Here is a 26,940-nt window from a genome sequence, read left to right as displayed (position 1 = left end):
TACGCGTATGTTGCACCAGGCTTTCGGCCGGTCTCCCACGACCCTGACCGCGGCCTCGCACAAACCTCGAAACCCACGGCGCCCGTCCCCCCGACGCGCGCCGTTTTCGATGGAGGCGGTCGAGCCGCGCCTGCTGCTCTCGGCCGACATCAGCTACGCGGCCGGGCCCGGCAGCAATGCCTACACCCTGGACGCCTACAACGATGGCGGCGACATCAAGATCCGACTGACCCAGACCGGTGGCATCAACCTGGGCTTCAGTCCCTGGAGCGCCAACTTCAGTGCTGGGGACCCCAACATCCGCATCGCCGCCCTGGGTGGCGCCGTGGTGCAGGCCGGCCTGCAGGACAGCATCACCCTCAACCTCAACAGCTTCGACACCCACCTCGATCCCCTGCTCGGTGCCGGTGACACGCTGAGCATCGAGTTCACCGGCGGCTGGCAGGACTTGCTGGGCGACCAGTTCATCCTGTACGGTACGGCCGACGTCGACTTCGGCATCTGCGTGCGCACCGACGCCGACATCAGCGTGCCGGGCTCGGTCAACCTGAGCGCCGAGAACATCGAACTCGAAGTCGAGCGTGTGGGCACGGGCCTGCCGCCCGACCTGGGCCTGGACGAAGACTTCCTGGCCTTCGCCAGCGCCGACCTGGACATCAACGGCACGCTCAACGCCACCCACAACGTCACGCTGAGCGCCATCACCGACCTCACGCTGAGCAACGACAGCCTGGGCATCAGCGCCTTCCAGTTTGCCGTGATCGGCGCCGAGGCCTCGGCCGAGGTCGATATCGGCGACGGGGCCGACATCACCGCGGGCGCAGCCATGACGGTCACGGCGCGTTCGCACGTGCAGGCCGTGGCCTCGCTGGCTGCGCTGGCCGGCAAGAGCGACACCAGCACCGATGCGGCCGTGGTCACCGTGGTGGTGGTCAACGACGCAGCCGTGCGCGTGGGCGGCACCGCCCAGCTCGACGTGACGGGTGCCCTGCAACTGGTGGCCGACAACCGCACCCTGGGCATCGCCATGGCCGACGGCACCCCCGAGGGCGGTGGCGCCAGCTCGGGCGCGACGCTGGGTCTGTCCGTGGTCACGGGCAGCACCGAAGCGTCCATCCGCGGCAGCGCCGACGTGCAGGCCGGCAGCCTGCGTGTGGCGGCGCTGACCGAGAACACGGTGACCGCCGTGGCCCAGGCCTCCGAAGGTGGCGCCACGGATGGCGGTAGCACGGGCGACACGCCCAACAACAAATCGCAGAAGGCGCTCAAGGACAACGACGCCGCTTCCAGCGGTGGCGACCTCACGCTGGGCGCCGCCGTGGCGGTGGGCGTGCTGGAGAACAGCACCGAGGCCATCGTGGACAGCACGGGTACCGTGCTCACGACCGGCCTGCTGGACATCGAGGCGCGCAACATCGGCGTAGCCCAGACCCTGTCCGACGGCAGCGCCACCGTGATCGGTGGCGGCAATGCCACCGCAGTGGGCATCGCGGCCTCCGTGGGCGTGGACGTGGTCCACACCCGGGCCTGGGTGGGTGGCGCGGGCGTCACGGCCGATGCCTTGAACGTGCACGCGCTGGCGGGCCAGCGCAGCCTGGGTTTTGCCGCGGACGACGTGGACGACGGCGACGAGAAGATCGATCTGCTGGCCGGTGGCCACGGCCTGAAGACGGGTGATGCCGTCAAATATGAACAGGGTGAGGCGGGCGCCTTGCTCGGCGGCCTGAACGAAACCGACACCTATTACGTGAGCGTGGGCGAGGACGGCAGCCTCCAGCTGCACGCCAGTGCCGAAGACGCCGAAAGCGGCGACAACGCCATCAACCTCACGGGTGCCGGCGGCGCGGGCCACCGCCTGGTCGCGCAGGACAACACGAGTCGTTACACCGTGGAAGCCATCGCCGGCGCCAGCGGCGGCGACACTGGCGTGGCCGGCGCCCTGGCCCTGGGTGTGGTGGTCACCAGCGCCACCGCCGAACTGAAGGCCGACACACCGGTCACCGTGACGGGCGGTGACGTGAGCATCCAGGCCGAGAACTTCATCGCCTCCTCGGTCACCGCTTCGGGCAAGCAGGACGCCGAGGCCGCCACCACGGGCGTGGGCGCGGCCTTTGCGCTCAATGTGTCCATCACCGACACCGACGCCCTGATCGGCAGCAACGCCAATGTGGGTGGCGCCGACGCACTGCTGCTGAGCGCGGCCAGCCGCAACCAGGTGGACACGCGGGTGGACGGCGGCTCCAAGGGCGAGACCGCGGTCACGCCCATCCTGGGCATCACGGTGGCCAGCAACGAAACCCTGGCCGGCCTGGGAACAAATGCCGGGCCCGATACCGATTTCGGCGGCGCAGTCACCGTCAGTGCCACGCATGCCGGCTCGGCCGCCACCGAGGTGGCGGGCGACACCACCTCGGGCGAGACCGGGGTGGGCATTTCCCTGGGCCTGACCATCGCCACCGACGTGGTCAGCGCCAGCACGGCGCGTGACCTGATCGCCGGCGGGGCCGTGGCCTTCACCGCGCGTTCCACGGGCAATGCCAGCAGCAAGGCCAAGGCCAGCGTGGCCGGCGGCGCGCAGGACGACGCACCCGAGGAAGGTTCACCCGAGGAAGACGAAGGCGGCGTCAACAAGCAGAAGAAGGACAACCGCAACTTCGCCGACCAGCGCGCCAGCAGCAAGGGCGGCAGCGGCAAGACCGGCTCCACCGACAGCGCCGATGCCGGCGCCAGCGACGAAAACGGCCAGAGCCAGAAGGTGCAGGTGGCCGGTGCGGTGGCCGTCACCGTGGCCGACTCCGCATCGACCGCCGCCATCGGGGACGGCCTGGACATCAGCAGCAGCGGCACCGTGAGCGTGCGCGCCGAGAACAACACCGACGCCCAGGCCGTGGCCGACGCCAGCACCGTGGGGCCGATGGTGAAGTTCAACCCCGCCGACGAGGGTGTGGTGGACTATGAGAACGAGACCATCCTGGTCGGCGCCTCCAGCGGCCTGTCGACCGGTGACACCGTGAGCTACAGCAACGGCGGCGGCACGGGCGTCGGCGGCCTGGACGACGACGATGGCGAGACCACCTATTACGTGCGCATGGTCGGCGAAGACAAGGTGGCGTTGTACGACACCAAGGAACACGCCGAGGCCGCCGAGAGCGAGACCGCAGGCCGGGTGGACTTGACACTGCCGGAAGAGGAAAGCGAGCAGCCCAGCGGCGAGGGCCACAAGCTGAACATGGGGCCCGCCGACGGCACGGGTATCGGCATCGCGGTGGCGGTCAATGTGGGCCTGGTCGACAACCAGGCCACCGTGGGCAATGGCAGCATCACCAGCAGCGGGCTGCTGGTCGAGGCCGTGATGGCCGATGTGGACGGCGACCAGACCCACACCTTCCTGGCCAGCGCCACCTCGGGCGCCAGTGCCGGTGACACCGGCGTGGCCGGCGGCCTGGCCGTCAACGTGGGCCTGAGCGATGCACGCGCCGCCGTGGCCAATGGCGCCGACCTCATCGTCAGCGGCAACGTCACGATCCGGGCCGAGAACCGCGTGTCCAATACCGCCGTGTCCACGGGCAAGGCCGAGGGCAGCAGCGGCGTGGGCGTGGGCGCCTCCATCGCCATCAATGTGGGCGAGACCGATACCCAGGCCCTGCTGGGCGACAGCGTCACCGCCACCGGCGTGGTGGACCTCACGCTTGAAGCCGATTCCGCCAACGAGATGATGACCACCGGCACCGGCGGCGCCAAGGGCGAGACGGCGGTCACGCCGGTCATCGTGGTGGCGGTGGGCGACAACGACACCGAGGCCTCGATCGGCCTGGGCGGCACGCTCTCGGTGAGCGACGACATCACGCTGAGTGCCAGCCACGAAGGCAGTTCGCAGGCGATTGCCGAGGGTGACACCGAATCGGGTGACACCGGCGTGGGCATTTCGCTGGCCATCAATGTGCTGACCGACAGCGCCGTGGCCAGCACCGCGCGTGACCTCGCCGCCGGCGGCGCCGTGGCCTTCAGCGCCAAGACCGCCTCGGCCAGCCGTGCCAAGGCCAAGGCCAGCGTGGCCGGCGCGGCCGACGAGGAAGCCAACGATCCGGACGGCGACACGGAAAGCGGCGAAGACGGCAAGAACGTGGACCAGAAGGTCGCCGGCCAGACCAGCGGCGCCAATCAGAAATCCACAGGGGCCGGCGGCAAGGGCAGTGCCAACACCAGCGATGCCAGCGCCGAAACCGCCGAGGGCGATGGCGGCGGCAGCGGCACCAAGATCAGCGTGGCCGGCTCGGTGGCCGTCAACGTGGTGCACAGCACCTCCAACGCCTCCATCGGTGCGGGCATCGATATCACCGCGGGCAGCAGCAGTGCCGACGGCACGGTCAGCCTGCTGGCCGAGAACAACACCGACGCCGAGGCCACGGCCGACGGCAGTGCCACCGTGGGCGAGGGCGGCACCTCGGTGGGGGCAGCCGTCTCGGTCAATGTGGCCACCATCGTCAACCGTGCCAACCTGGACGGCACGGCCAGCGTCACGGCCGACGGCTACAGCGCGCGGGCCGTGGCGCAATCGCGTGAAACAGCCATCGAACCCGAGTCGAACCCCGTGGTCGACACGGACGAGGACACGATCTTCCTGGGCAACGGCCACGGCCTGTCCACGGGCGACAAGGTGACCTACCAGCGCCCCGAGAGCGGCGATGCCGACGACGAGATCGGCGGCCTGGACGACGGCACGGTCTATTACGTCATCGTCGGCGAAGGCGGCCGCATCCAGCTGGCCGAGACCGAGGACAAGGCGCGTGACGGTGATGCCATCGATCTCACCAGCGCGGGCGCCGGCACCGGCCACGAGCTCGAACCCGATTTCCTGAAGTTCGCCGACGACATCGTCTTCAATCCGGCCGACAACGTGGTCACGCTCAAGCCGGCCGATGGCCACCATTTGCAGACCGGCGACGCGGTCAGCTACGGTAGCGCCGTGGGCGGTGCCGACAACGTGGGTGGCCTGACGGACGACAGCACCTATTACGTGATCCTGCTGAGCGACGGCAACATCCAGCTCGCCGCCACGCGCGAGGATGCGCTCAAGGGCAAGGCCCTGGCGCTGTCCAGCGCGGGCACGGGTGACGCGCACACCCTGAGCGACGCCACCCATTCCTTCTCGGCCCAGGCCCGGTCCGGCGCCAGCGGTGGCAAGACCGGCGTGGCCGGCTCGGTGGCCATCAACGTGGCCAACCTGGACGCCGAGGCGCGGGTCTTCAGCGGCGCTTCCATTGAGTTGACGGGCAACCAGGACGTGACCCTGGCCGCGGCCAGTTCCACCTCCTCGCACGTCAAGGCCTACCCCAATGGCCCGGCCGGTGGCACCTCGCTGGGGGTGGGTGCATCGTTTGCGCTCAACATCGTCGAGAGCGACGTGCTGGCCGAGGTGCAGGACGGCGCCACGCTGGAGAACACCAGCGGCACCTCCGGCAACGTCTCGGTCACCGCAGACTCGGCCCACACCCTGACTACCGCGGCCCTGGCCGGTGCCAATGCCACCGAGGGTGACGCCATCAGCGGCGCCGTGGCGATAGCCGTGACCGACCACGACGTGGCGGCCCGCCTGGGCGATGGCACTGATCTGGAAGCCAGCGGCACGCTGACCGTGGCGGCCCACCACAGCAACCTGCTCGAAACACGCGCCGACGGCGAGGCCGGCGGCAAGGGCGTGGGCATAGGCGTGGCGATTGCGGTGGCCGTGGCCGTGGACACGGCCGAGGCCAGCGTGGACGGCAGCATCATCGTGGGCGGTGACGCCACGGTGGAGGCCAGCGCCATCGTCAAGAGCCTGAACGAGACCAAGGCCAGCGCCAAGGGTGCCGAGGGTGGTGACGAAGAGAACGAAGAGAAGAGCGCCGACGAGCAGAGCGCGGAGAAGACGGACTACGGCAAGGGCAAGACCTCCGGTGATTCACGCGCGCAAAGTGTGGACTCCAGCCAGACCAGCGCCAACAGCAAGGCCAACCAGGGTTCGCAGGAGGCCACCGACGCCAACAGCAACCCGAACAACTCCAACAGCGCTGGCGAAGGGCAGACCGGCCAGTCCTCCAACATCAAGGTGGGTGCGGCCATCGGCGTGAGCGTGCTGGATATCGACGCCCAGGCCATCGTGCGCGACGGGGCCGTGCTGCAGGCCGGCGGTGCCGTGGCCGTGCGCGCCATCGGCGAGACCGATTCCACCATCAAGGCCATCGGCCTGGCCGTGGCAGAAAGCGTGCCCGAGGAAGAAGGTGAGGGCGGTGGTGGAGGAGGAGGGGGCGGAGGGGGCGGAGGAGGTGGCGGCGGCTCGTCCAGCGGCAGCACGGCCGTCGGTGCGGCCGTGGGCGTGAACATCGTCATCTCCCAGACCAAGGCCAGCATCGACAACGCCCAGGTCACGGGTGACGGCATCACAGTCGAGGCCGGTACACCCGAGGGTGAAGCTAGCGATCTCATCACCTGGGCGCTTGCGGGCGCGGGGGCGCAAGGCAGCGGCGGCGGCAGCAGCAACGCCGTGGCCGGCGGCATTGCCGTCAATGTGGGCGTGTTCGACACCGACGCCACCGTGGCCGATGGTGCCGACCTGCAGTCTTCAGGCGACATAGCCGTGCTCGCGCGCAGCGACGTGGGCTCGCAGGCCCTGGCGGCCGCAGGCGCCGGCTCCATCGGCGGCAGCGGCGGCGCCGGGGTGGGCGCCTCGGTTTCGGTGACCGTCATCACCCAGGACACACAGGCCCGTCTGGGCAACGGCGACACCGATGCGGCTGGTGCCATCACGGTGCAGGCCGAGAGCTCGGTGGGGGCACTGGCCCTGGACCTGCCCCTGCTGGACGACGATATTTACGTCAGCGGCGTGGCCATCGGCGGCGCGGTGTCGCAGGGCGGCACGGCCGTGGCGGGTTCCTTCGTGGTGGGGGTGTATGTCACGCACACCGAGGCCGCAGTGGCGAATGACGCCCAGATCAACCAGCGTGGCCTGTACACGGCCACGACGGCGCAGGACGTGGCCGTGCGTTCCGAGGCCACGCAGAATGTGCTGGACATCGCCGGCGCGCTGTCGGCCAGCCTGCAGGGCACCGGCGTCGGTGCGGCCATCGACGTGCAGGTGCTCACGCTGGACAGCAAGGCCCATGTCGGCGGTGGCGCCGATGTGGATGCCGGTGGCAGCGTGGTCGTGGAAGCCTACTCTGACCAGGAACAGCTCTCGGTCACGGCCAACGTGGCGCTGAGCGGCAGCGGCTCGGGCATCGGCGGTGCGGTGTCCATCATCGTGGACGTGAACCACACCTATGCCTCCATCGGCGACAACGCGGGGGTCGATGCCGATGGCAACGTCATCGTGCAGGCGGCCGGCGACACGGAACTGCTGGGCGTGGCGGGCAATATCTCGGTGGGCGGTGGCGGTTCGGCCTTCGGCCTGTCGACCATCGTCTTCGTCCATGAGGATACGGTCCAGGCCTGGATAGGCAACGGCGCCCAGATCACGGCGCGCGGCAACGACGGCACCCATGCCGTGCAGACCGGTGAACGCGACAACGATGGCGACCGCACCACCGAGGCCGCGCGCGGCCTGGCCGTGACGGCAACGTCCTTCGAAGATGTCCAGACCGTCGTCGTCGGTTTCTCGGGCGGTTCCTCCTTCGGCATCGGCGGCTCGGTCGCGGTCAATGTGCTGCACGAGACCACCGAGGCCTGGCTGGGCGAGGGCGTCTCGGTCAACAGCGACAACACGGGCGCGCACAGCAGCCAGGACGCGCTGCTGCGTGCCAGCGATGCGACCGACGTCTTCTCCATCGCCGGCGGTGCCCAGTACGGCGGCACCGGCGGCATCGGCGCCGGCATCGACCTTGGTGTGATCCACAAGACCACCCGTGCCTACATGGCCGATGACAGCGAACTCAAGGTCCGTGACGACCTGCGTGTGCAGGCCAGGAGCGACGAGGACATCTTCTCGGCTGCGGCCAATGCCGGGGTCGGCGGTTTTGCCGTGGCCCTGTCGGCCGGCATCTACAGCGTGACCACCACCACACGCGCGGCCATCGGCGACGACGGGGCGCCTGGCGCTGCCAGCGTGCAGGCCGGTGGTGACGTGGACGTCAGCGCCGCGGGCACGGCGGGTTTTGTGCTCCTGGCCGGCAGCGTGGGCGTGGGCACCAGCTCGGCAGGTGTGGGCGCGGCCAACACCACCCTGGTCCACAACGACACGGTCGAAGCCCTGATCGGTGGCGATGCCAGCGTGACCGCCACAGGCGATGTGAACCTGGAGGCGACGTCCAGTGAAAGCCTGTTGACCGTGGTGGCGGCAGGCGGCGTGGGCTCCACGGTGGGCGTGGCGGGCTCGGCACCGGTGCAGGTGCTGAACGAGACCACACGCGCGGCCATCCGCGATGGCGCAGACGTCGAGGCCAACGATGTGGGCCTGCTGGCCCAGTCGAGCACCAGCCTGATCGGCATCGGCGGTACGGTGGCCGTGGGCGGCACGGCGGGGATAGGCGTGGGTGCGGAGGTGCTCTTGCTGAACAAGACCACCGACGCCTACATCGGCGGCTCGGAGGTGACGGCCACGGGTGATGTGCGCGTGCGCGCCGCGTCCAGCGAAGGCCTGATCGGCGCTGCGGCTGCCGGTGCCGTGGGCGGCACGGTGGGCGTGGCCGGATCGGCCGGCGTGCTGGTGGTCAACCCGACCACACGCGCCTGGATCGGCGACGACACGGGCTCGCTCACTTCGGGTGTGGCCCAGGTGCACGCGGACGGCAACGTCATCATCGATGCGGCTTCCGACACCGAGATCGACCTGATCGCCGGTGCGGTGGGTGTGGGGGGAACCGTGGGTGTGGGCGCGGCCGCGGCCGTGACGGCTGTCAGCAAGGTGACCGAAGCCTATGTCGGCGCCAACGCCGAGGTTACGGCCCTGGGTCAGGGGGCCAGTGGCACGACGGCCAGCCTGGGGACTTTCGGGACCGCCCAGTTCCTCAACAACGTCGACTCCGAGAACAGCGATCTGAGTTCGGTCCAGGTGGACGAAAACGGCCAGCTCGTGCGCGTGATCTACGAGCGCGATGAGGACGGCGATGTGGTACTCGATGACGAGGGGGACCCCGTGGTCCTGCAGGTGATCCCGGTCGACGGCATCGACCTGGCGCCGCCCTCGGACCTGATCAGCGATCTGGGCGATCCCTCGGAAGAGTCGAGCAACGATGCCCCGAGCGGCAACATCCTCAAGGACCGCCAGCGCGAGGTGGCCACGGGCAGCGTGCGCGGCCTGGCCGTGACGGCCACCAACAAGGACAGCGTCGAATCCCTGGGCATCTCGGTGGCGGGTGGCACGGTGGGGGTGGCCGTGGGCGGCGTGGTCAGCGTCAACGCAAGCCAGACCAGTGCCTACATCGCCAGCGGTGCGCGCATCAACGAGGACAACACCGGTGCGCATGCCGGCCAGGATGTGCTGGTTTCGGCTGCCAATGACTACCACCAGATGGGTCTCGTGGGCTCGATCGGTGTGGGTGCGGTGGGCGTGGCCGCGAATGCCGATGTGACGGTGACCTCGGCGACGACCAGGGCCTTCATCGACGACGGCGCGCACGTGAATGCCGCCGACAGCGTGGCGGTCACTGCGGACAACCACCAGGATGTGCAGTCCTTCGCCTTTGCGGCGGCGGGCGGTTTCGTGGGGGTCAGCGCACCCTTCTCGGTCGTGGTGCTCCAGTCCGACACCCAGGCCTGGATAGGCAACGATGCGGCCAGCCTGGCCACGGGGGCCCAGGTCAATGCCGGCGGCAATGTGCTGGTGCGGGCCACCGACGTGACCGAACACTTCACCATCTCGGGCGCGGTGGCCGGTGGTGCCGGTGGCGTGGGCGCCACGGTGGCGGTGGTCACGATGGACAAGAGCACCCAGGCTTCGATCGGCGACTACGCCACGGTCAATGCCCTGGCGGGTGGCGCCAACGTGAACGGCGTGGCCACCGGGGCCGTCGAAGCCGACGGCGACTTCACGCGCGCCGGTGTGCAGGGCGTGATCGTGCAGGCCGAATCCGAGGAAAAGCTGTTTGCGCTCTCGGTCGCCGGCGCCGGAGGTTTCATCGGCGTGGCCGGTGCGGTGGGCGTGCAGGTGGTGGATTCGGACACGACGGCCAGCATCGGCGCCAATGCGCGCATCAACCAGACGGGGACGGCCGAGGCCGACCAGTCGGTCTACGTCAATGCGCTCAATGACCTGCGGGCCTTTGCCTTCGACGGCGGCCTGGCCGGTGGTGTGGGCGCGCTGGCCGGCGGTGTCAACGTGGGTGTGGTGCGCAACGACACCCGTGCCCTGATCGAGGACGGCGCCCAGATCCGCGCCAAACACGATGTGGAAGTGTCGGCGCTGGCCAACCGCGACATCGAGAGTGTGGTGGTCAGCGGGGCACTGGGCGGCGTGTCACTGGCGGGCTCGATCTCGGTCTGGAGCATCGGCGACGCCGTGCGCAGCAGCTACGACGTGCAGCAGAAGAACGAGGACGGCAGCGATGCCGGCACCCAGTCCAATGACCCGCTGTCCGGCGGCAAGATGAACGAGGCCACGGGCGACGCCGAAGGCCAGTCGGGCGAGTTCAGTTCCTCGATGCGGGAATACGACCAGGACGAGGGTGACCCGCCGCCGGCCGACAGCCAGGAAGCCAAGCTGAAGGCGGTCAACAACACCGAGGACCAGCAGGCCCAGATCACGGGCTCGGGGGCCGATCTGGTCGACGCGCGCACGGCCGGGACCGCCTCGTCCTCCGCCCTCGATGCCGAGGGCGACGCAGCCAAGTCCGGCACCGTGGCCCGCATCGGCAACAGCGTGAGCATCGTGGCGGACGACAGCGTGAATGTCACCGCCACCGAGCGCATCGAGTTCACCGCCTTTGCCGGTACGGCCGCGGTCGGCGCCCTGGGCATCGGCGCGGGCATCGCCGTCGTCAACATCGGCAGCGCGGTGGAAGCTTCCATCGGATCGTCCACGGTGCAGGCGGGGACCGGCGGCAGCGATGGTGTGGCCGTGCAGGCCACGCTGATCACCGACATCGACGCCCGGGCCTGGGGTGGCCAGGGCGGTGCCGTGGCCCTGGGGGCCCAGGTGGTGGTGGTCACGGACAACAGCACGCAGAAGGCGGCCATCGACAGTGGCGCCAACATCAACCGGGCTGGCGGCGGCGTGCTGGTGCAGGCCAAGGCCGACCGCACGGTCTATGCCCAGGCCCTGGGCGTGCAGGGCGCAGCGGCTGCGCTGGGCGTTTCGGTGGCCGCGATCGACGTGGGCGGCCTGACCGAGGCCTATATCAACGGCGACGTGGGCCAGAACCTGACGCCGGGTTATACCGTGCAGAGCGTGACGGTGCGCGCGCAGTCCGACGCGGATCTGGAAGCGCAGGCCATCCAGGCCGGCCTGAGCGCCGGTCTGAGCCTGAGCGGCGCGGTGGCCGTGGCCAACTTCGATCCTTCAGTCCAGGCCCGTGTGGGCAGCACGGCCGACATCCGCACCAGCGGCGCCATCACGGTCGAGGCCTTGAGCACGGCCACGGCCGAGGCCGATGCGCTGGGCATCAGCCTGTCGCTGGGTATCGGTGCCGGTGCCTCCATCTCGGTGGCCAACGCCGCGCCGCAGCTCAGCGCCACGGCCAACGGGCGCTTGCGCAGTACGGGGGGCGGCGCCATCAACATCAAGGGCCGCGCCGATGTGGATGCGTTGGCCGAATCGAACGCGGCCTCGGCGGGCCTGCTGTTTGGCGGCGCCGGCAGCATCGCGCTGTCGCGTGCGGCGGCCGGGGTGACAGCCGAACTGGGCAGCACGGGCGAGATCGATACCAGCGGCAATGCGCTGATCCAGGCTGAGGCCATCAACCTGTCCGACGCCGTGGCGCGCGGCCTGGCTGGCGGTCTGGTCGGCATCGGCATCAGCTATGCCGATGCCGAGACCGCGGGCGCTGTGCTCGCGCGCTCCAACGGCGATGTCGATGCCGGTTCACTGACGGTCGAAGGCCTGCAGACCAACACCGCCGGGTCCGACGCCTACGCCCTGGCCGGCGGCCTGATCGCCGCGGGCTTCAATATCGCGGTCGTGGACATGAAGGGCACGGTGGCGGCGCGCCTGGGTGGCAGCTCCACCACGCGTGCCACCAACGACGTGACCGTGCGCGCCCAGGCGGCCAATGCTGGCCTGGCCCGGGGCTTCGGCACCACGGTGGGCGGGATCGCCATCGGCGGCATGGACGTCAGCGCCTCTCTGGGCAATTCGGGTGTAGGTGCCGAGGTCAGCGCGGGCCTGGAGGCCGGCGCCGAGATCACGCAGGCGCATGTGGTGTCCATCAGTGCCCTGAGCCAGGACACGCTGTATGCACAAGGGCAGGCGGCGGGTGGCGGCCTGATCTCCGTGCTGGGCTCGGATGTCGAGAGCGTCAGCACCCAGACCACGGAGGTGCTGATCGGCGCCTCGGCCGAGATCGACGCCTATGCGGTGAACCTGCAGTCCACCAATGTGCAGGCCGCGGATGTGCAGGCCGATTCGCTGTCGATCGGGCTGGCCAGCGGTGCCGGTGCCAAGGCCCTGACCATGGTCACGGGTGATGCGCTCATCAATGTGGAGGCCGGGGCCGACATCGGTGCGGTGCGCATCGCGCTGGCGGCGGACAACAGCTTCACCAAGAACCACTACGACACGAGCCTGAGCTCGGCCTCGGTTTCGCTGGGCGGTCTGGACTTCCTCAAGAGCGAGACCCGGGTGGGCACGGAGGCCAACCGCTTCGAGGCCCGCATCAACATCGCCACCGGCGCCGTGCTGCACGCCGACGGCAGCCATGCCGATCCGGGCCTGCTGCGCCTGGAGACTTTCACCGACGTGACGGTGTACGACTCGGTGGAGGTGGAGTCCTACGGAGGCTTCGCGATCTCGACCGGTGTGTCGCAGGCCACGGTGGAAAGCGATTCGCGGATGGTGATCAACGGCAGCCTGCTCAGCAAGGCCAGCAATGTCGACATCGCTGCGCGTTCCAGCGCCGCGGTGTTCACGGATGCCGACCTGCTCATCGCCACGGCGCTGGGTGGCGTGTCGACGGCACAGGCCTACAGCACCCTGGACGTGCGCAACACGGTGGAGCTCAACGACGCCACCCTCCGGGGGCAGGACGTCAACATCTACGCCGGCCGCGATACGAACGGCGCGTTGAACCTGCTCAACGGCTACTCCAATGGGGAGGTGCAGGCCTATTCCCTGCTGCCCACGATAGGTATTCCGATCTCGGAGGTGGTGGTCGACGAGACCAACCGCATCAGCCTCAACGGCGCGAGCAAGGTGCTGGCCATGAAGAATGCCACCCTGCGTGCGATCGCCGGCCTGGGCAGCTACTTCGAGGAAGGCCAGGTCACCTCGCTCTCGCTGGTGCCTTATGGCATCTCGGTCAGCGAGGACCCGGATATCGATGTCAGCAACCTGGTGCAGATCGGCCCCGATGCCAGCGTTGAGGCCGGCATCAATAACCAGGCCGTGGTGCGGGTGCTGCCGCGTTTCGTGGACGGGGTGGAGCAGCTGGCCGCCAGCCGACTCGACACGGCGCTGACCGAGCCGGAAAAGCTGGCGCGCAGCCTGTCGGTGGACACCGACTATGTCTACGCCCGCCTGGACCTGAGCCAGCTGCCCCTGGCCCTGCGCAATGCCATGCAGGACAAGTTCTTCGTGATCAAGCCGCGCGAGGTGGAGGCGCCGTCCCTGGTCTACAAGAACCTGGTCAACGTGCTGCTGGAGCAGCGCGCGGAAGTGATCGACTGGCTCGCCAACCACAGCACCAATGCCGAGGCCGTGGCGCGCTACCAGGTGCAGCTGGAGCTGATCGACGAGGCCCTGGAGGAACTGGGCCTGACCGAGGTGATCGACGGCAAGATCGTCATCAAGGGTTCGCTGGACCTGATCTTCGTCGAGATGCCGAACATCTATGCAGCACCGGGCTCGGTCTTCATCGATGCCGACAACACGCCCGATCTCAGTGACGTCAAGGCGCGCGCCGGGGCGAAGATCGAGATCTTCAACAGCACGCCCTTCCTGATGTCGGTGGGCGACGCGGTGATCCAGGATTCCAGCCGCGTGGCCATCAACGCGAACAACGAGCTGGTGGTGCTCACGCCCGGCCGGGTCTACCTGAACAACGTGGCCCAGGGGGCCGCGCCCGGCGCCGCCGCTGCGCCCGTGATCAGCATCACGCAGAACTCGGCCTCGGTGTCCACGGCGGACGCCAGCGCCTACTACAACATCAGCACGACCATCCCGAGCTACGACCAGGACCTCTACATCGTCGGTGACATCATCAACGAGAGCGGCACCATCAACATCCTCAACGACGACGGCAGCATCACCGTCTCGGGCGAGATCCGCGGCCAGACCATCAACATCAACGCCGCCAAGGACTTCACGCTCAACAGCGACGGCTGGTTCCATACCGGGCGCGACCCGCGTACGTATTTCATCGACAAGGCCTTCATGTTCAATCGGCCCCGCACCGATCCGGACAACTTCTATTCCGACGCCAATGCCGCCAACGTCGATGTCAGCGGTGCGGGGGGCATGCAATCCCTGCTGGACCAGATCAACACGCCCGACGCGGCCATCCTGGCCCAGGGCACCATTGCCGTGACGGCGCGTTTCCTCAACATCAACGGCCTGATCCAGAGCGGCGCGCAGACTGTCGAACTGGAAATCGATGCCAGCTTCAACCCCTATGCCTATTCGATCTGGTCGAACAACGGGCAGCTGATCAACAGCGAGGGCGATGCCGTGGCGGGGGTGAACTTCGGCGACGAGCGCATCCCGGTCAAGGCCTATTTCGACTACGCCAAGCAGGCCATCGTGGTGGAGGACATCGTGCCCGAGGGCGGGCGCGTGATCCTGGCGGGCCAGATCCTGAGCACGGGCAACGGCCAGGTCAAGGCGGCCCATGGCCACGCCAGCGTGAACATCGTCAACAACAGCAACTACAAGCTCATCACCAACCGCATCGACACCAGCAAGGACCGCGTGGGCAAGATCACCCTGATCGACACCGCGCGCATCGACGGGGTGCAGGCGGCCAAGTTCGAATACACCTACAGCGGCGGCCAGATCGTCGAGCGTCGTTACGACGGCGTGCTGCAGGAGCCCACGGACACCGGGGTCTCGGACACCGAGGGCTTCTCGCGCATCGTCTACACGCAGATCGGCGGCAACATCGACCATGCCGGCACGAGCACGGTGTTCAATACGCGCCCCGGCCTGCAGTATGTCTGGGTCGACGGGCATGAAAGCACGGTGACGGTCAAGCACACCTTCCAGACCAATTCCTTCAACCTGTTCGGCGACCTGACGGATTTCGAGGACTGGCTGGTGTCGGACGACGTGACCCATACGGTGGGTACGCCCGAATACAGGACCGGTTTGCCCCTGCTCGAATCCGAGGCGCTGGCCGTCAGCGGTACAGGGGATTCGCCGGCCGGCAGCGCGGGCTCCGCCTACAGCGCGCGCTTCGTGCAGGTGCAGGATTCCGGTGTCATCATCGAAAACGGCATCACCACGATCTACCTGCTGCCGGGCACCGGCATGGGTGGCACCGCCGGCCATACCTACCGTGCGAGGTTCGATGGTGACGTGATCCTGGCCCAGGAGAACTATGCCGACACCGACCGCTGGGAGGACATGGGCACGCCTGCAGAGGCCCTGGCCACCCACAACAGCGCCTTCGCCAATTACGAGCGCGTTGTGTATTCGCCCGACCAGGTGAGCGGCGGCGGCTGGCTGGAGACCAAGACCATCACGCACATCGAGGACGAGATCATCGGCCTGAAGGACTACTACACCCACAGCCTCAAGGCCGACTACGACATCGGCATCGGCTTCGTGGGCAACGACAGCTCCACCATCAGCATCACCAGCAAGAAGGACCTGCTGGTCAAGGGCGACATCAGGGTGGCGGCCGGCGGCCAGGTGACCCTGGGTTCGAGCCAGGGCTCGGTGCAGGGCAGCACGGAGAACATGGTCTACAACGATGCGCCCAACGTCAGCGCGGCGGGCGACGTCATGCTGCTGGTCGACGGCGGCAGCAGCGTGCCGGTCAGCGTGACGGCCGGCGGCGACATCGACATCACCGTGGTGCTCAGCGGCGCCACCGCCAGCCTGGTGGTGGACCAGATCATCAGCACGGGCGGCGACGTGACCATCACGGCGCGCGACGGCATCAGCGGCGTGGACGGCGACGCGCTGATCCAGGGCAACCGCGTCGACCTGACGTCCACCCAGGGCAGCATCACGGGCCAGGGCGGCTCGGCCCTGCGCGTGAACAGCAACATCCTGGGCACCGGCGGCCTGACGGCGGTCTCGGGCGGCGATGTGAACATCGTGGAGACGGCGGGCGACCTCAAGCTGCTCAAGTCCGGCCAGGTCGGCGGCATCTCGGTGCTGGCCACGGGCGCGGCACGGCTGGCGACGGTGAACGGATCCATCGTCGATGCCAATGTCGAGCTGGTCAAGCCCAAGGCCATCGGCCTGGGCCTGAACCAGCTGCAGCTCGATGCGCTGGCCCTGAAGTTCGGCGTCACGCCCGAGTCCCTGAACTACTCGGTCGCGCCGGGCCTGTACAGCTATCTCTACCCGCACGCCGAGTTCCTGGGCACGACACCCACGCAGACGGCGGCGGAGAACCTGAACGTCAAGGGCGCCAGCATCTACCTGGACGCCAATGGCGGTGCCATCGGCCGCAGCCAGGCGCCACGCATCATCGATCTGAGCGGCGGCTTCGACAGCCTGAACGCCCAGGACAAGAGCCTGCTCTCCACCTCGGGTGTTTCCGACGTCTACGGTGTGCAGCACGCCCTCTACCGTTATGTCGGCGCGACGGGTCCGATCCCCGATGGCGGAGAGGACAACGACGACCTGCACGAGCAGGATTTCAGCGACAACAGCCGCTGGGAGAAGGTCAGCTACACGGCCACAGGGGCCAGCAAGACCTCGCCCATCCTGCGCAACATCGCGCATGACGGTTACGTGCTGGTCGAGTTCAACGACGGACGTTATGGCCTCTACCAGTACCAGGGTGCTGGGGGCCAGCTCAACCTGGCCACCGAAAACTTCGGCAATGCCAACCGCTGGGAGAAGGTGCAGCCGCGTGCCACCACGGACACCAGCGGCGATGACCTGGTCCATGGCCAGCTCGTGAGCAACAAGAACGCGGTCGAGCGCGTGGCCTTCCAGCTGCGCGACGACATCGACGTGGAAAGCGGCGAAGCCGGCGTGACGGGCTACAGCGACGGCGATGTGGCGCTGGACGCCACCGAGACCCTGATCCTGCACCGCATCGACGCCGCGGGCGACATCTACCTGCGCGCGGGCGACCTGATCCGTGATGCCGGCACGGTCGGCCCGACGGATCCCGTCATCGTGGGCGTGGGCAATCTGTCGCTGACCAGCGGCGGGCGCATCGGCGGCGAGATGCCGGGTGAGGCGCTGCGCATCGAGATGGGCGGCAGCAGCCGGCTCTATGCCTTCGCGCCGGGCGAGATCAATATCCAGCAGATGGGCGCCACGGGGCTCTACGTGGACAACGCCGCGTCCAGCGGTGACTCGGTCTACATCGAGACCGAACTGGGCAACCTGACGGTCGAGACCGTGCTTGCCGCCGACCATGCGAGCCTGATCGCCGGCGGCTCCATCCTGGATGCCTTCAGCGACGATGGGGCCCCCGAGGTCAATATCGAGGCCGCCAGCCTGTACCTGAGTGCGGGCCTGAACATCGGCGCCGATGCGGCGCACTTCCTCGACGTGGAGATCGCAGGCGAGATTTCCGGCGTGGCAGGCGGCAGCGTCTTTCTGAACAGCCCGACCAACCTGCGCATCGGCCTGATCGCCGCACGCAACGGCACCGTGCATCTGACGAGCCGGGAGTCCGTCATCGACCATGCCGACGACACGGCCGCCGACATCGAGGCTCGCAACGTGGTCCTGCTGGCCGAGGGGGGCAGCACCGGTACCGACCTCAACCCGCTGGACATCGACAGCTCCTACAACGGCGTGGCCGGCACCATCACCGTGCTGGCCCAGGGCCGGGTCTTCCTGATCGAGACCGAAGGCACGCAGGGCGACGACGGCGACATGCGCATCAACGAGGTCACCGGCGAGACCGACGACGTGACCCTGCGCGCGCTCAAGGGCTCCATCCTGGACGCCAACGGCGCGCTGGCCAACAACGTCACGGGCGCCAACATCATCCTGATCGCCGACCTGCAGAGCATCGGCACCCAGGGCAATGCGCTGGAGATCGACTCCTCCAACCCGGTGCAGGGCCACCTGCACGCCCAGGCGCAGCGCAACATCAACGTCACCGAGACCAGCGGCCCACTCTACGTGGGCCAGGTCCAGGCCACGGCGGGCAACGTCATCCTCAGCGTGCGTGACAGCGGCGCGGCCGGGAACAACCTGGTGCTGGACAGCGCTGCCCTGATCGAGGCCCTGTCCACGGCCGGCGGTGAAGGCGACATTCTGCTGCAGGCCGGCGACAACGTGCACGCCGCCGTGGGCAGCGTCATCCGCTCGGGCCGCCACCTCGTGATCCATGGCGACAGCGGCGACACGGGCAATGTCGACGCCGCGGGCACCACCATCCTGCTCGAAGGTGCACTGGCATCCAACGAGATCGAAATCGCGGGTGAACGCCAGGGCGACACCATCGAGCTGCGTGTCGAAAGCCTGCTCGGCCATGTGCGCGTGCTGGGCGACACCGACGGCCTGGCCGGCGGCGACGACCTCTTCATCCTCGATCGCCTGCCCAGCATGACGGCCGAGCGCGACCGCATCGACGACGGCGTCGGCGCCCTGGTGCGCGACGCCGTGGACCTGGACGGCCGCGGCGGCACCGACCGCTACCTGGTCTACACCCACGGCAGCGCCAATGCGCAGGACTACATCGTCAACGTGCTCGACTCGGGTGCCAAGAACGACGGCCTGGACACCCTGGAGATCGAGGGCAGCGAACAGGCTGACGTCTTCCTGCTGCGCCGGGTGGCCGCCATCACCGAAGGCGCGTCCGAGCCCATCGCCGCCAATACGCCGGCCTTCGTGGCCCTGATGCGCGGCACGCTGGACGAGGTGCGCGACCAGACCCATGCACAGGTCGAGCGCATCAACTACGACGAGAACATCAATTCCCGCCTGATCGTGCGCAGCTTCGGCGGTGACGACTACTTCGCCGTGGACGACAACGCCGCGCTGACCACGCTGGACGCCGGCGCCGGCAACGACGAGGTGCAGATCGGCCAGATGTACGGCGCCGCGCGGGTTTCCATGCCGGCGCCCGGCACGGTGGCCGCTGGCGACGACTTCAGCACCATAGCGACCACGGCCGGTTTCCTCAGCCGCGGCGCCAGCTTCGCGCTCACGGCCTATGGCGGCACCGGCAACGACCAGTTCACCGTCTACAGCAACAAGGCCGAGACCCGGCTGGAGGGCAATGACGGCAACGACGTCTTCATCGTGCGTGCCTTCGCCCTGGTGAGTGACAACAACAAGCTTTCCACCGAGGCCCTGAACCAGGCCATCGGCGGCGAGGGCACCGACACCGTGATGTACAACATCAACGCCCCGGTGGACCTGGACGGCGGCGCCGGCTTCGACAAGGTGGTCGTGATCGGTACCGAGTTCGGCGACGACTTCGTCATCACCGACGAGGCCGTCTACGGCGCCGGCCTGAACGTGCGCTACGACAATATGGAGGCCATCGACGTCGATGGCCTCGAGGGTGACGACCACTTCTTCATCCGCAGCACCCGGGCCGGCGTGGTCACCACCATCATCGGCGGCAAGGGCTCGGACACCTTCGACGTGGCCGGCGACGTGACCGAACCCATCGTCAGCCTGGACCTCGAAGGCCGCAGCGGTGTGATCAACCACGCCGTGACCTCCACCGACCCGGCCTACGACGGCCTGCTGGCCGCGGGCATCAGCACCACCGTGGCCGGCCCGGCCACCGGCCAGGTGCTCGTGACCCAGAGCGCGGGCAGTACCCAGGTCAACGAACAGGGCGCCACCATCGACAGCTACACCCTGCAGCTGGCCACCGCGCCCGTGGGCGGTCCGGTCTACCTCAATGTCTCGGCCGGCCGCAGCACGCAGGAAGAGGAAGACGGCAGCCCGGCCGGCGACTCGGTGCTGGTCTCCACCGACGGCGTGAACTTCAGCCGCTACCTCACGCTGACCGTCAACGACACCGCGGCCCGCACCATCTACGTCCAGGCCATGGACGACGGCCGGCAGGAAGGCGAGCGCGTCTACGCCATCAGCCACAGCGCGCAGAGCGCGGATGCCACCTTCAACCACGTGGCCATCCAGAACGTGCGCGTGACGGTGCTGGACAACGACAAGCCCGAGGTCGTCATCACCGGCAGCGGCCCTGTCGAGCGTGTGCTCGAAGGCGACGCCACCACCGGCATCAGCGACAGCTATACCGTGCAACTGGGCGCACCGGTGGTCTCGGGCACGGTCATCGTGGCGGTGGCCACCGACGGCCAGGTCACCGTGGCCAGTGCCGATGCACGCTACAACGCTGCCGACCAGACCCTCACCTTCGACGCCGGCAACTGGAACCTGCCGGTGCTGATGACGGTGACGGCCGTGGACGACGCGGCCATCGAGAACAGCCTGCTGTCCTCCATCAGCCACACGGCCGCGGGTTACGGTGCGGCCAGCTTCCAGGTGCAGGTCGTGGACAACGACAGCGCCGGTGTGCTGCTGGACCAGAGCGGCGGCAGCACCCGTGTGGTGACCGACGACCTGGACACCCCGGCCGACGAGGCCGCCTCCGACAGCTACACCGTGCGCCTGACCCAGGCCCCCACGCAGGACGTGGTCATCACCGTGCTGCCGGACGACCTGACGCTCGCCAACCCCATCGAGCTGACCTTCACGCCCGACAACTGGTGGATCGCGCAGACCGTCACGGTCAGCGCCGTCGAACCCCAGCCGCCCATGCCGGCGCAGCCGCTCAAGACCTTCCCGGTCCAGCCGCACGTGCTGGGTGGCGCCATCGCCGGCCCGCTTTTCATCGAAGGCTCGGTCGATGCCGCGGCCGACCGCTCGGTCAAGACGGCCATCATGCTGCCGGACGAGACCGATGTGCCCCTGCCCAGCGCCGTGATCACGGTGGACGAGAACACCCTGATCGACACCCTGGTCCTGCACAACGACTCCAGCGTCTCCAACGACACCGGCCTCATGGCCGCCGGTTCCTGGTACGACGAGAACGGCGTGCCCAGCACCAATATCTCGGGCCTGGGCCTGGCGGGCTCGGTCTCCTTCGGTGAAGAGGCCTTCCCCGGCGGCAAGACCTTTGCCGGCGGCATCACCTACCGCAACGTCGAGGTGGCCGAGGTACTGCTGGGCCAGGGCGACGACCACTTCACCGTGACCGACACCCTGTCCACCACTGCGGCCCACGGCGGCATCACCGTCATCCATGGCGGCGGCAACACTTCCGCCACGGCCGGCGACACCCTGATTGCCACCCACAGCCGCTCGCCCCTGGTGCTGCTGGGCGACACCACACAGGACGGCCTGCGCTACAGCGGCGAGTCCGGTGTGGCCTCGACCCACGGCATCCGTTTTGATCACGCGGGCAACGACCTGATCGACGCCTCGGCCTCCGGCCAGAGTGTCACGATCTACGGCGGCATCGGCCAGGACACCATCTACGGCAGTGCCCAGGGCGACCACCTGCTGGGCGGCTCGGGTGAGGACATCATCCACGGCCTGGGCGGCATCGACCACATCTACGGCGATTCCGGCATCAACCTCTTCTACGGTTCGACGGGGGTCGACGGCGCCAAGCCCGACGTCATCGTGGTGAACGCCAACACCAGCGTCCATCCCAACCGTGACGACCTGCTGGCCGGCAGCGACCAGATCTTCGGCGGCGAGGGCGACGACCTCATCCTCGGCGACCATGGCCAGTTCGACCTCGTGCCCGGCACCCAGCGCGTCGCGACCAAGGACAACGAGGCCGTCACGGTGGTGCGCACCACCGAGCCGGACAACGGCGCGGCCGACATCATCCACGGCGACACCGGCAATGACCGCATCCTGGGCGGCAACGGCAGCGACCTGATCTACGGCAGCACGGGCAATGACCTGATCCTGGGTGACCACGGCGTGCTCGACTTCCATGTCGACGCCGACCTCACCACCCTGGACCTGGCCTACACCAACGACCCGGACGACGGCGGCGCGGGCGACTTCCTCTACGGCAGCGACGGCGAGGACCTGATCCTGGGCGGCGCGGGTGACGACATCATCACCGGCGACGCAGGCAGCGACGTGCTGCTGGGCGACCACGGCCGGGTGACGGCGGTACTCGGGGTGTACGTGCGCCTGGAGAGCGAACAACCCGGCGTGGGCGGCAGCGACAACATCTTCGGCTCCACGGGCAATGACTGGATCATCGGCGGCGCAGGTGCGGACCGGCTCTCCGGCGACGAGGGCGACGACGTGGTGGCCGGCGACAACGCCATCCTGGACTTCGTGGGCGTGGGCATCCTGACCACCACCGACCCGACCGAGGGCGGCGGCGACGTCATCGTGGGCGGCATCGGCAAGGACGTGCTCTTCGGCGGCACCGGTGCCGACCTGATCTACGGCGACTCCGAGTTCGACACCCGTGATCTGGAGACCGGCGACGTGGCCCCGGCCGGCGACGACGACGTGATCTTCGGCGACCACGGCAAGGTGGACCTGAACCTGCCGGCGAACGTCAACTTCCTGTCCATCGACATCGGTGCCAATGACGGCGGCGGCAACGACGTGGTCCATGCCGGCGGCGGTGACGACATCATCATCGGCGGCCAGGGCGACGACCTGCTGCGTGGCGACGCGGGCGACGACGACATGCTCGGCGGCACCAACGTGCCCTTCGGCGCCGATGGCGACGACACCATGTACGGCGGCGACGGCGGCGACGCCATGCTGGGCGACAACGGCTACATCCTGCGCACCTTCAACGCCACGGGCGACGACTGGGTGCGCACGCCCTACGGCAACATCGTGCGCACCGTGATCCGCTACGACGACCTGGATCTGGTCGACGGCGACGACATCATGTATGGCGACGGCGGCACCAATGAAATCTGGGGCCAGCGCGGCAACGACACCCTGGTGGGCGGCCTCGGCGACGACGAGATCATCGGCGGCCTGGGCCACGACACCCTGTTCGGCAACGGCGGCCACGACGTCATCCTGGGCGACATGGGCATCATCACCCGTGCCTACAACCCCGACGGCAGCGCGCGCGAGAACGCCGACGGCAGCTGGCACAAGGACGTGCTGCTGCTCGACATGGCCTACCTCACGGGCGCCATCGCCCTGAACGGCCCCGACATGCCCGAGGGCAGCCAGGCCACGGTGGACGCGCTGCTGGGCGCCGACGTCACCCTGCTCACCGGCGTCTTCAACGCCGACGGCAGCAAGCGCTACAACGGCTACGGCACTCCCGAGAACCGGGCCCTGCTGCTGAACCTGATCGAGGACGGCAACGACACCATCTCGGGCGGCGACGGCAACGACGCCATCTACGGCCAGCGCGGCAACGACATCCTCACCGGCGACGCGGGGCGTGACTTCATCTCCGGCGGCCTGGGTGACGACACCATCGACGGCGGCGACGACGACGACACCGTGGTCGGCGACCAGGCCATCGTCGACGCCGACTGGGCGGCCGTGCCCAACGTCACACACGGCTACTGGGTCGTGAACAACGTGGTCGATGGCGTGAGTTCGGCCGAGGCGGCCCTGGGCATAGACCTGGGCCCGCTGGGCACCAAGGTCATCCCCATGATGTCCGTGGTACCGGGCCGCGAGCTCAACGCCTCGGTGCAGTTGCTGCCGCAGATCTTCGGCTACGGCCCGCTGCCGGGTGCGGACCACCTGAACCTGGCCGACGGTGGCTCGCTGGCCGCCTACGCCTCCGTGGTCACCGACTGGGCCCACCATGCCGACCTGCTCTCGGGCAACGACACCGTGGCGGGCGGTGCCGGCGACGACACCGTAGTGGGCGACGACCTGATCAGCGTGGCCCGCACCGTGGTCTTCGACGCCGACACCATGGCCGAGGCCGAGTACCTGACGCGCCGCCTGCTCGACGTGTCGGACGACTTCTCCGACCTCGTGCACGAACAGTACGAGCTGGTGTGTGACCACTTCGGAACCTGGGGCAGCAACTGGCACGACAACTGGAACGACCACTGGGACCGTGACGGTTACTGGAACACGGTGATCGACGCCACCTACGCCTTCGGCAACGACACCCTGCGCGGTGATGCCGGCCAGGACGTGCTGATCGGCGACAACAGCGTCACCATGACCCCGGCCTTCGCCGTGCCCACCGACCTGGCCGACGAGTTCGAACAGTTCATCGATGGCAGCACCTGGGCCGGCGACGAGATCGCCCACGGCATCACCGACCTGGTGGCGCTGGAACACCACCAGCGCGACGTTGTCATCACGGTGCAAAGCGGCTGGAAGACCTACCAGAAGCTGCAGGGCCATGTGGACGAACTGCTGACCGGCAACGACACCATCTTCGGCGGTGACGGCAACGACCTCGTGGTCGGCGACGCCTTCGTCTACCGCGCTCCGCAGGTGCTGCTGATCCCGGCGGTGGAGCAGCCCTACCAGCACCATCACCACCATGGTCACCACCACCATTACCACGGCCATGACCATGGCCACGACCATGATCACGACGACAGCTGGTGGCATGCGGACGGCTGGACGGACCGCGACTGGGCGGACTGGGGCGCTTACGGTGGCTACGGCGGTTATGGTGGTTACGGCAGCTACGGCTGGGATGACCACAACCATCACCACGGCCAATACGGGCATGACCACCACGGCCACCATGGCGACCACGAGGGCCACAGCCTGGACGCCATCCTGACCGGCCGCGACACCGTCTACGGCGGTGCCGGCTCCGACCTGATCTGGGGCGACAACCTGGCACTCGTCACGCCGGATGTGGTGCGCAGCTGGGGCCTGAGCAGCTACGAATACGCCCACGCCAAGGACCACGCCGGCGACGCCCTGGCCCGCCTCTCGGCCCTGACCGACGAGACCGGCTACTGGTTCGGCGGCGACCACCACGAGCATGGCCACGGCCACCATGACGGCCAGGGCTGGTGGGATCACCACCATGACGACGACCATCACCACCACCATCACCACCACGACAGCGAGCTGTACGAGGACGAGATCTGGGCCGGCGACGGCAACGACATCGTCTTCGGCCAGCGCGGTGACGACGACCTCTACGGCGAGAAGGGCGACGACTGGCTGATCGGCGGCCACGACTCCGACGACCTGGACGGCGGCAGCGACCGGCGGGAGCGCAACAAGCTCTACTCCGGTGACACCAGTTCGTACGAACTGCGCGAACTGGTGGCCGCCTCCATGACCAACTGGGACGGCGCCTTCCTCAACCTGGCCCTGCCCAGCGCGCCCTTCGGCAACACGGTGATCGACCGCGGTGCCCACTCGCACCACGGCACCTTCGACTTCATCGAGTTCGACTGCCCGCCCGGCCTGACCTTCCAGCACACCGAGACCTTCAGCGACGGCGTGGCCAACCTCTTCACCGGGGACCGCACCGGGACCTGGAGCATCAGCTCCGGCCGTTACGTCACCACGCCCGTGGCCGGTGGTCTGGCCCTGAACCTCATGGACCTGGGCCTCAACAGCAACCAGTCCATGTCGGTGCTGGAGCTTTCCACCAGGATCAAGGTGCAGGGCCAGGGCGGTTTCATCTTCGACTACTACAGCCCCGACTACTACCGCTTCGTGGAGATCGATGCCGTCGCCGACCAGGTGCGCATCGGTCACTACACCGCAGCCGAGGGCTGGGTGATCGACGCCTCGGCCTCGCGGAAGATCTACGCCGGTTATGACTACAACCTGGGCATCGAACTGCAGGGCCCCCTGGTCAAGGTCTACCTCAACGGCGACGACGTGCTGGGCCATGCCTACGACCAGGTGGCCATGCACGGCCAGGTCGGCCTCTATGCGAAGGACGGCACGGGCAGCTTCGACTACGTCACCGTGCGCAGCAACGACACGGCCTTCCGTGCCGCTGCCGACTACCTGCAGGCCGATGTGGCGGCCCCGCTGTCCGACGGCACCGTGACGCTGACGCAGGAGCAGCTGTCCTCGCTGACGGCGGCGGCGGTCGATGCCTGGAAGCGCACCCTGGCCCCGGGCGATGAACGCCTGGCCCTGCTGGACGGCATCCGCTTCTCGATCGCCGACCTGCCGGAACTGGCCCTGGCCGAAACCCAGGCCGGCGGCAACATCCTGGTCGACATCGACGCGGCCGGCCACGGCTGGTTCGTGGACCGCACCCCGGGTGACGATCGCGAGTTCCGCAACGAGGGCGGGGTGCTGATCGCCCGCGGCGGCGCGGCGGCCGGCAACATGGACCTGTACAGCGTGCTGCAGCACGAAATCGGCCACACCCTGGGCTTCGAGCACAGCGATGGCGGTTTGATGGCCGACACCCTGGCCGCCGGCCTGCGCACGGCCACGCCCAGCATGCCGCAGCCGGTGGCGCCGCCCTTGCCTTGGGTGTCGCTTTCCACCATACTGGCCGGCATGGACTCCACGGCCTCCACCAGCAACTGGACGGCACCGCCGGTACCGGGCCTGGTCATGCCCAGCATCGACTGGAGCAGCCTGGGCACGGGCCAGAAGACCACCGGCAAGACCGCGGCAAGCGGCAGCAGCTGGCAGACCGATTTCGTGAACCACCTCGCGCGCAACGAGGCCGAGCGCAACCCGAACGCCAAGATGCGCATCCAGCTCGATGTCACGCCCGAGGCCGACGTCGAACTCGATCACCCGGTATCTGTTTTCTAGTTTCCACAACAGGG

Annotated in this window: 1 protein-coding gene; it reads left to right on the top strand. The window is 68.3% G+C overall.

What is annotated here, in order from left to right; genetic code table 11:
• The first annotated feature begins 109 nt into the window (after positions 1-109).
• Complete coding sequence (locus HTY51_RS11065) at positions 110-26,926, top strand: LEPR-XLL domain-containing protein (RefSeq protein ID WP_174252796.1); 26,817 nt, start codon at positions 110-112, stop codon at positions 26,924-26,926.
• The last annotated feature ends 14 nt before the right edge of the window (positions 26,927-26,940 follow it).

It is taken from the genome of Rhodoferax sp. BAB1 (assembly GCF_013334205.1).
GTDB lineage: Bacteria > Pseudomonadota > Gammaproteobacteria > Burkholderiales > Burkholderiaceae_C > Hylemonella.
Note: the sequence above shows the minus strand (reverse complement) of the source record. Positions and strands in the feature narration are given on the sequence as shown.

Bases quoted from the DNA above. Each gene is read 5' to 3' on its own strand.
- HTY51_RS11065 (WP_174252796.1), top strand. From the start codon at position 110: ATGGAGGCGGTCGAGCCGCGCCTGCTGCTCTCGGCCGACATCAGCTAC.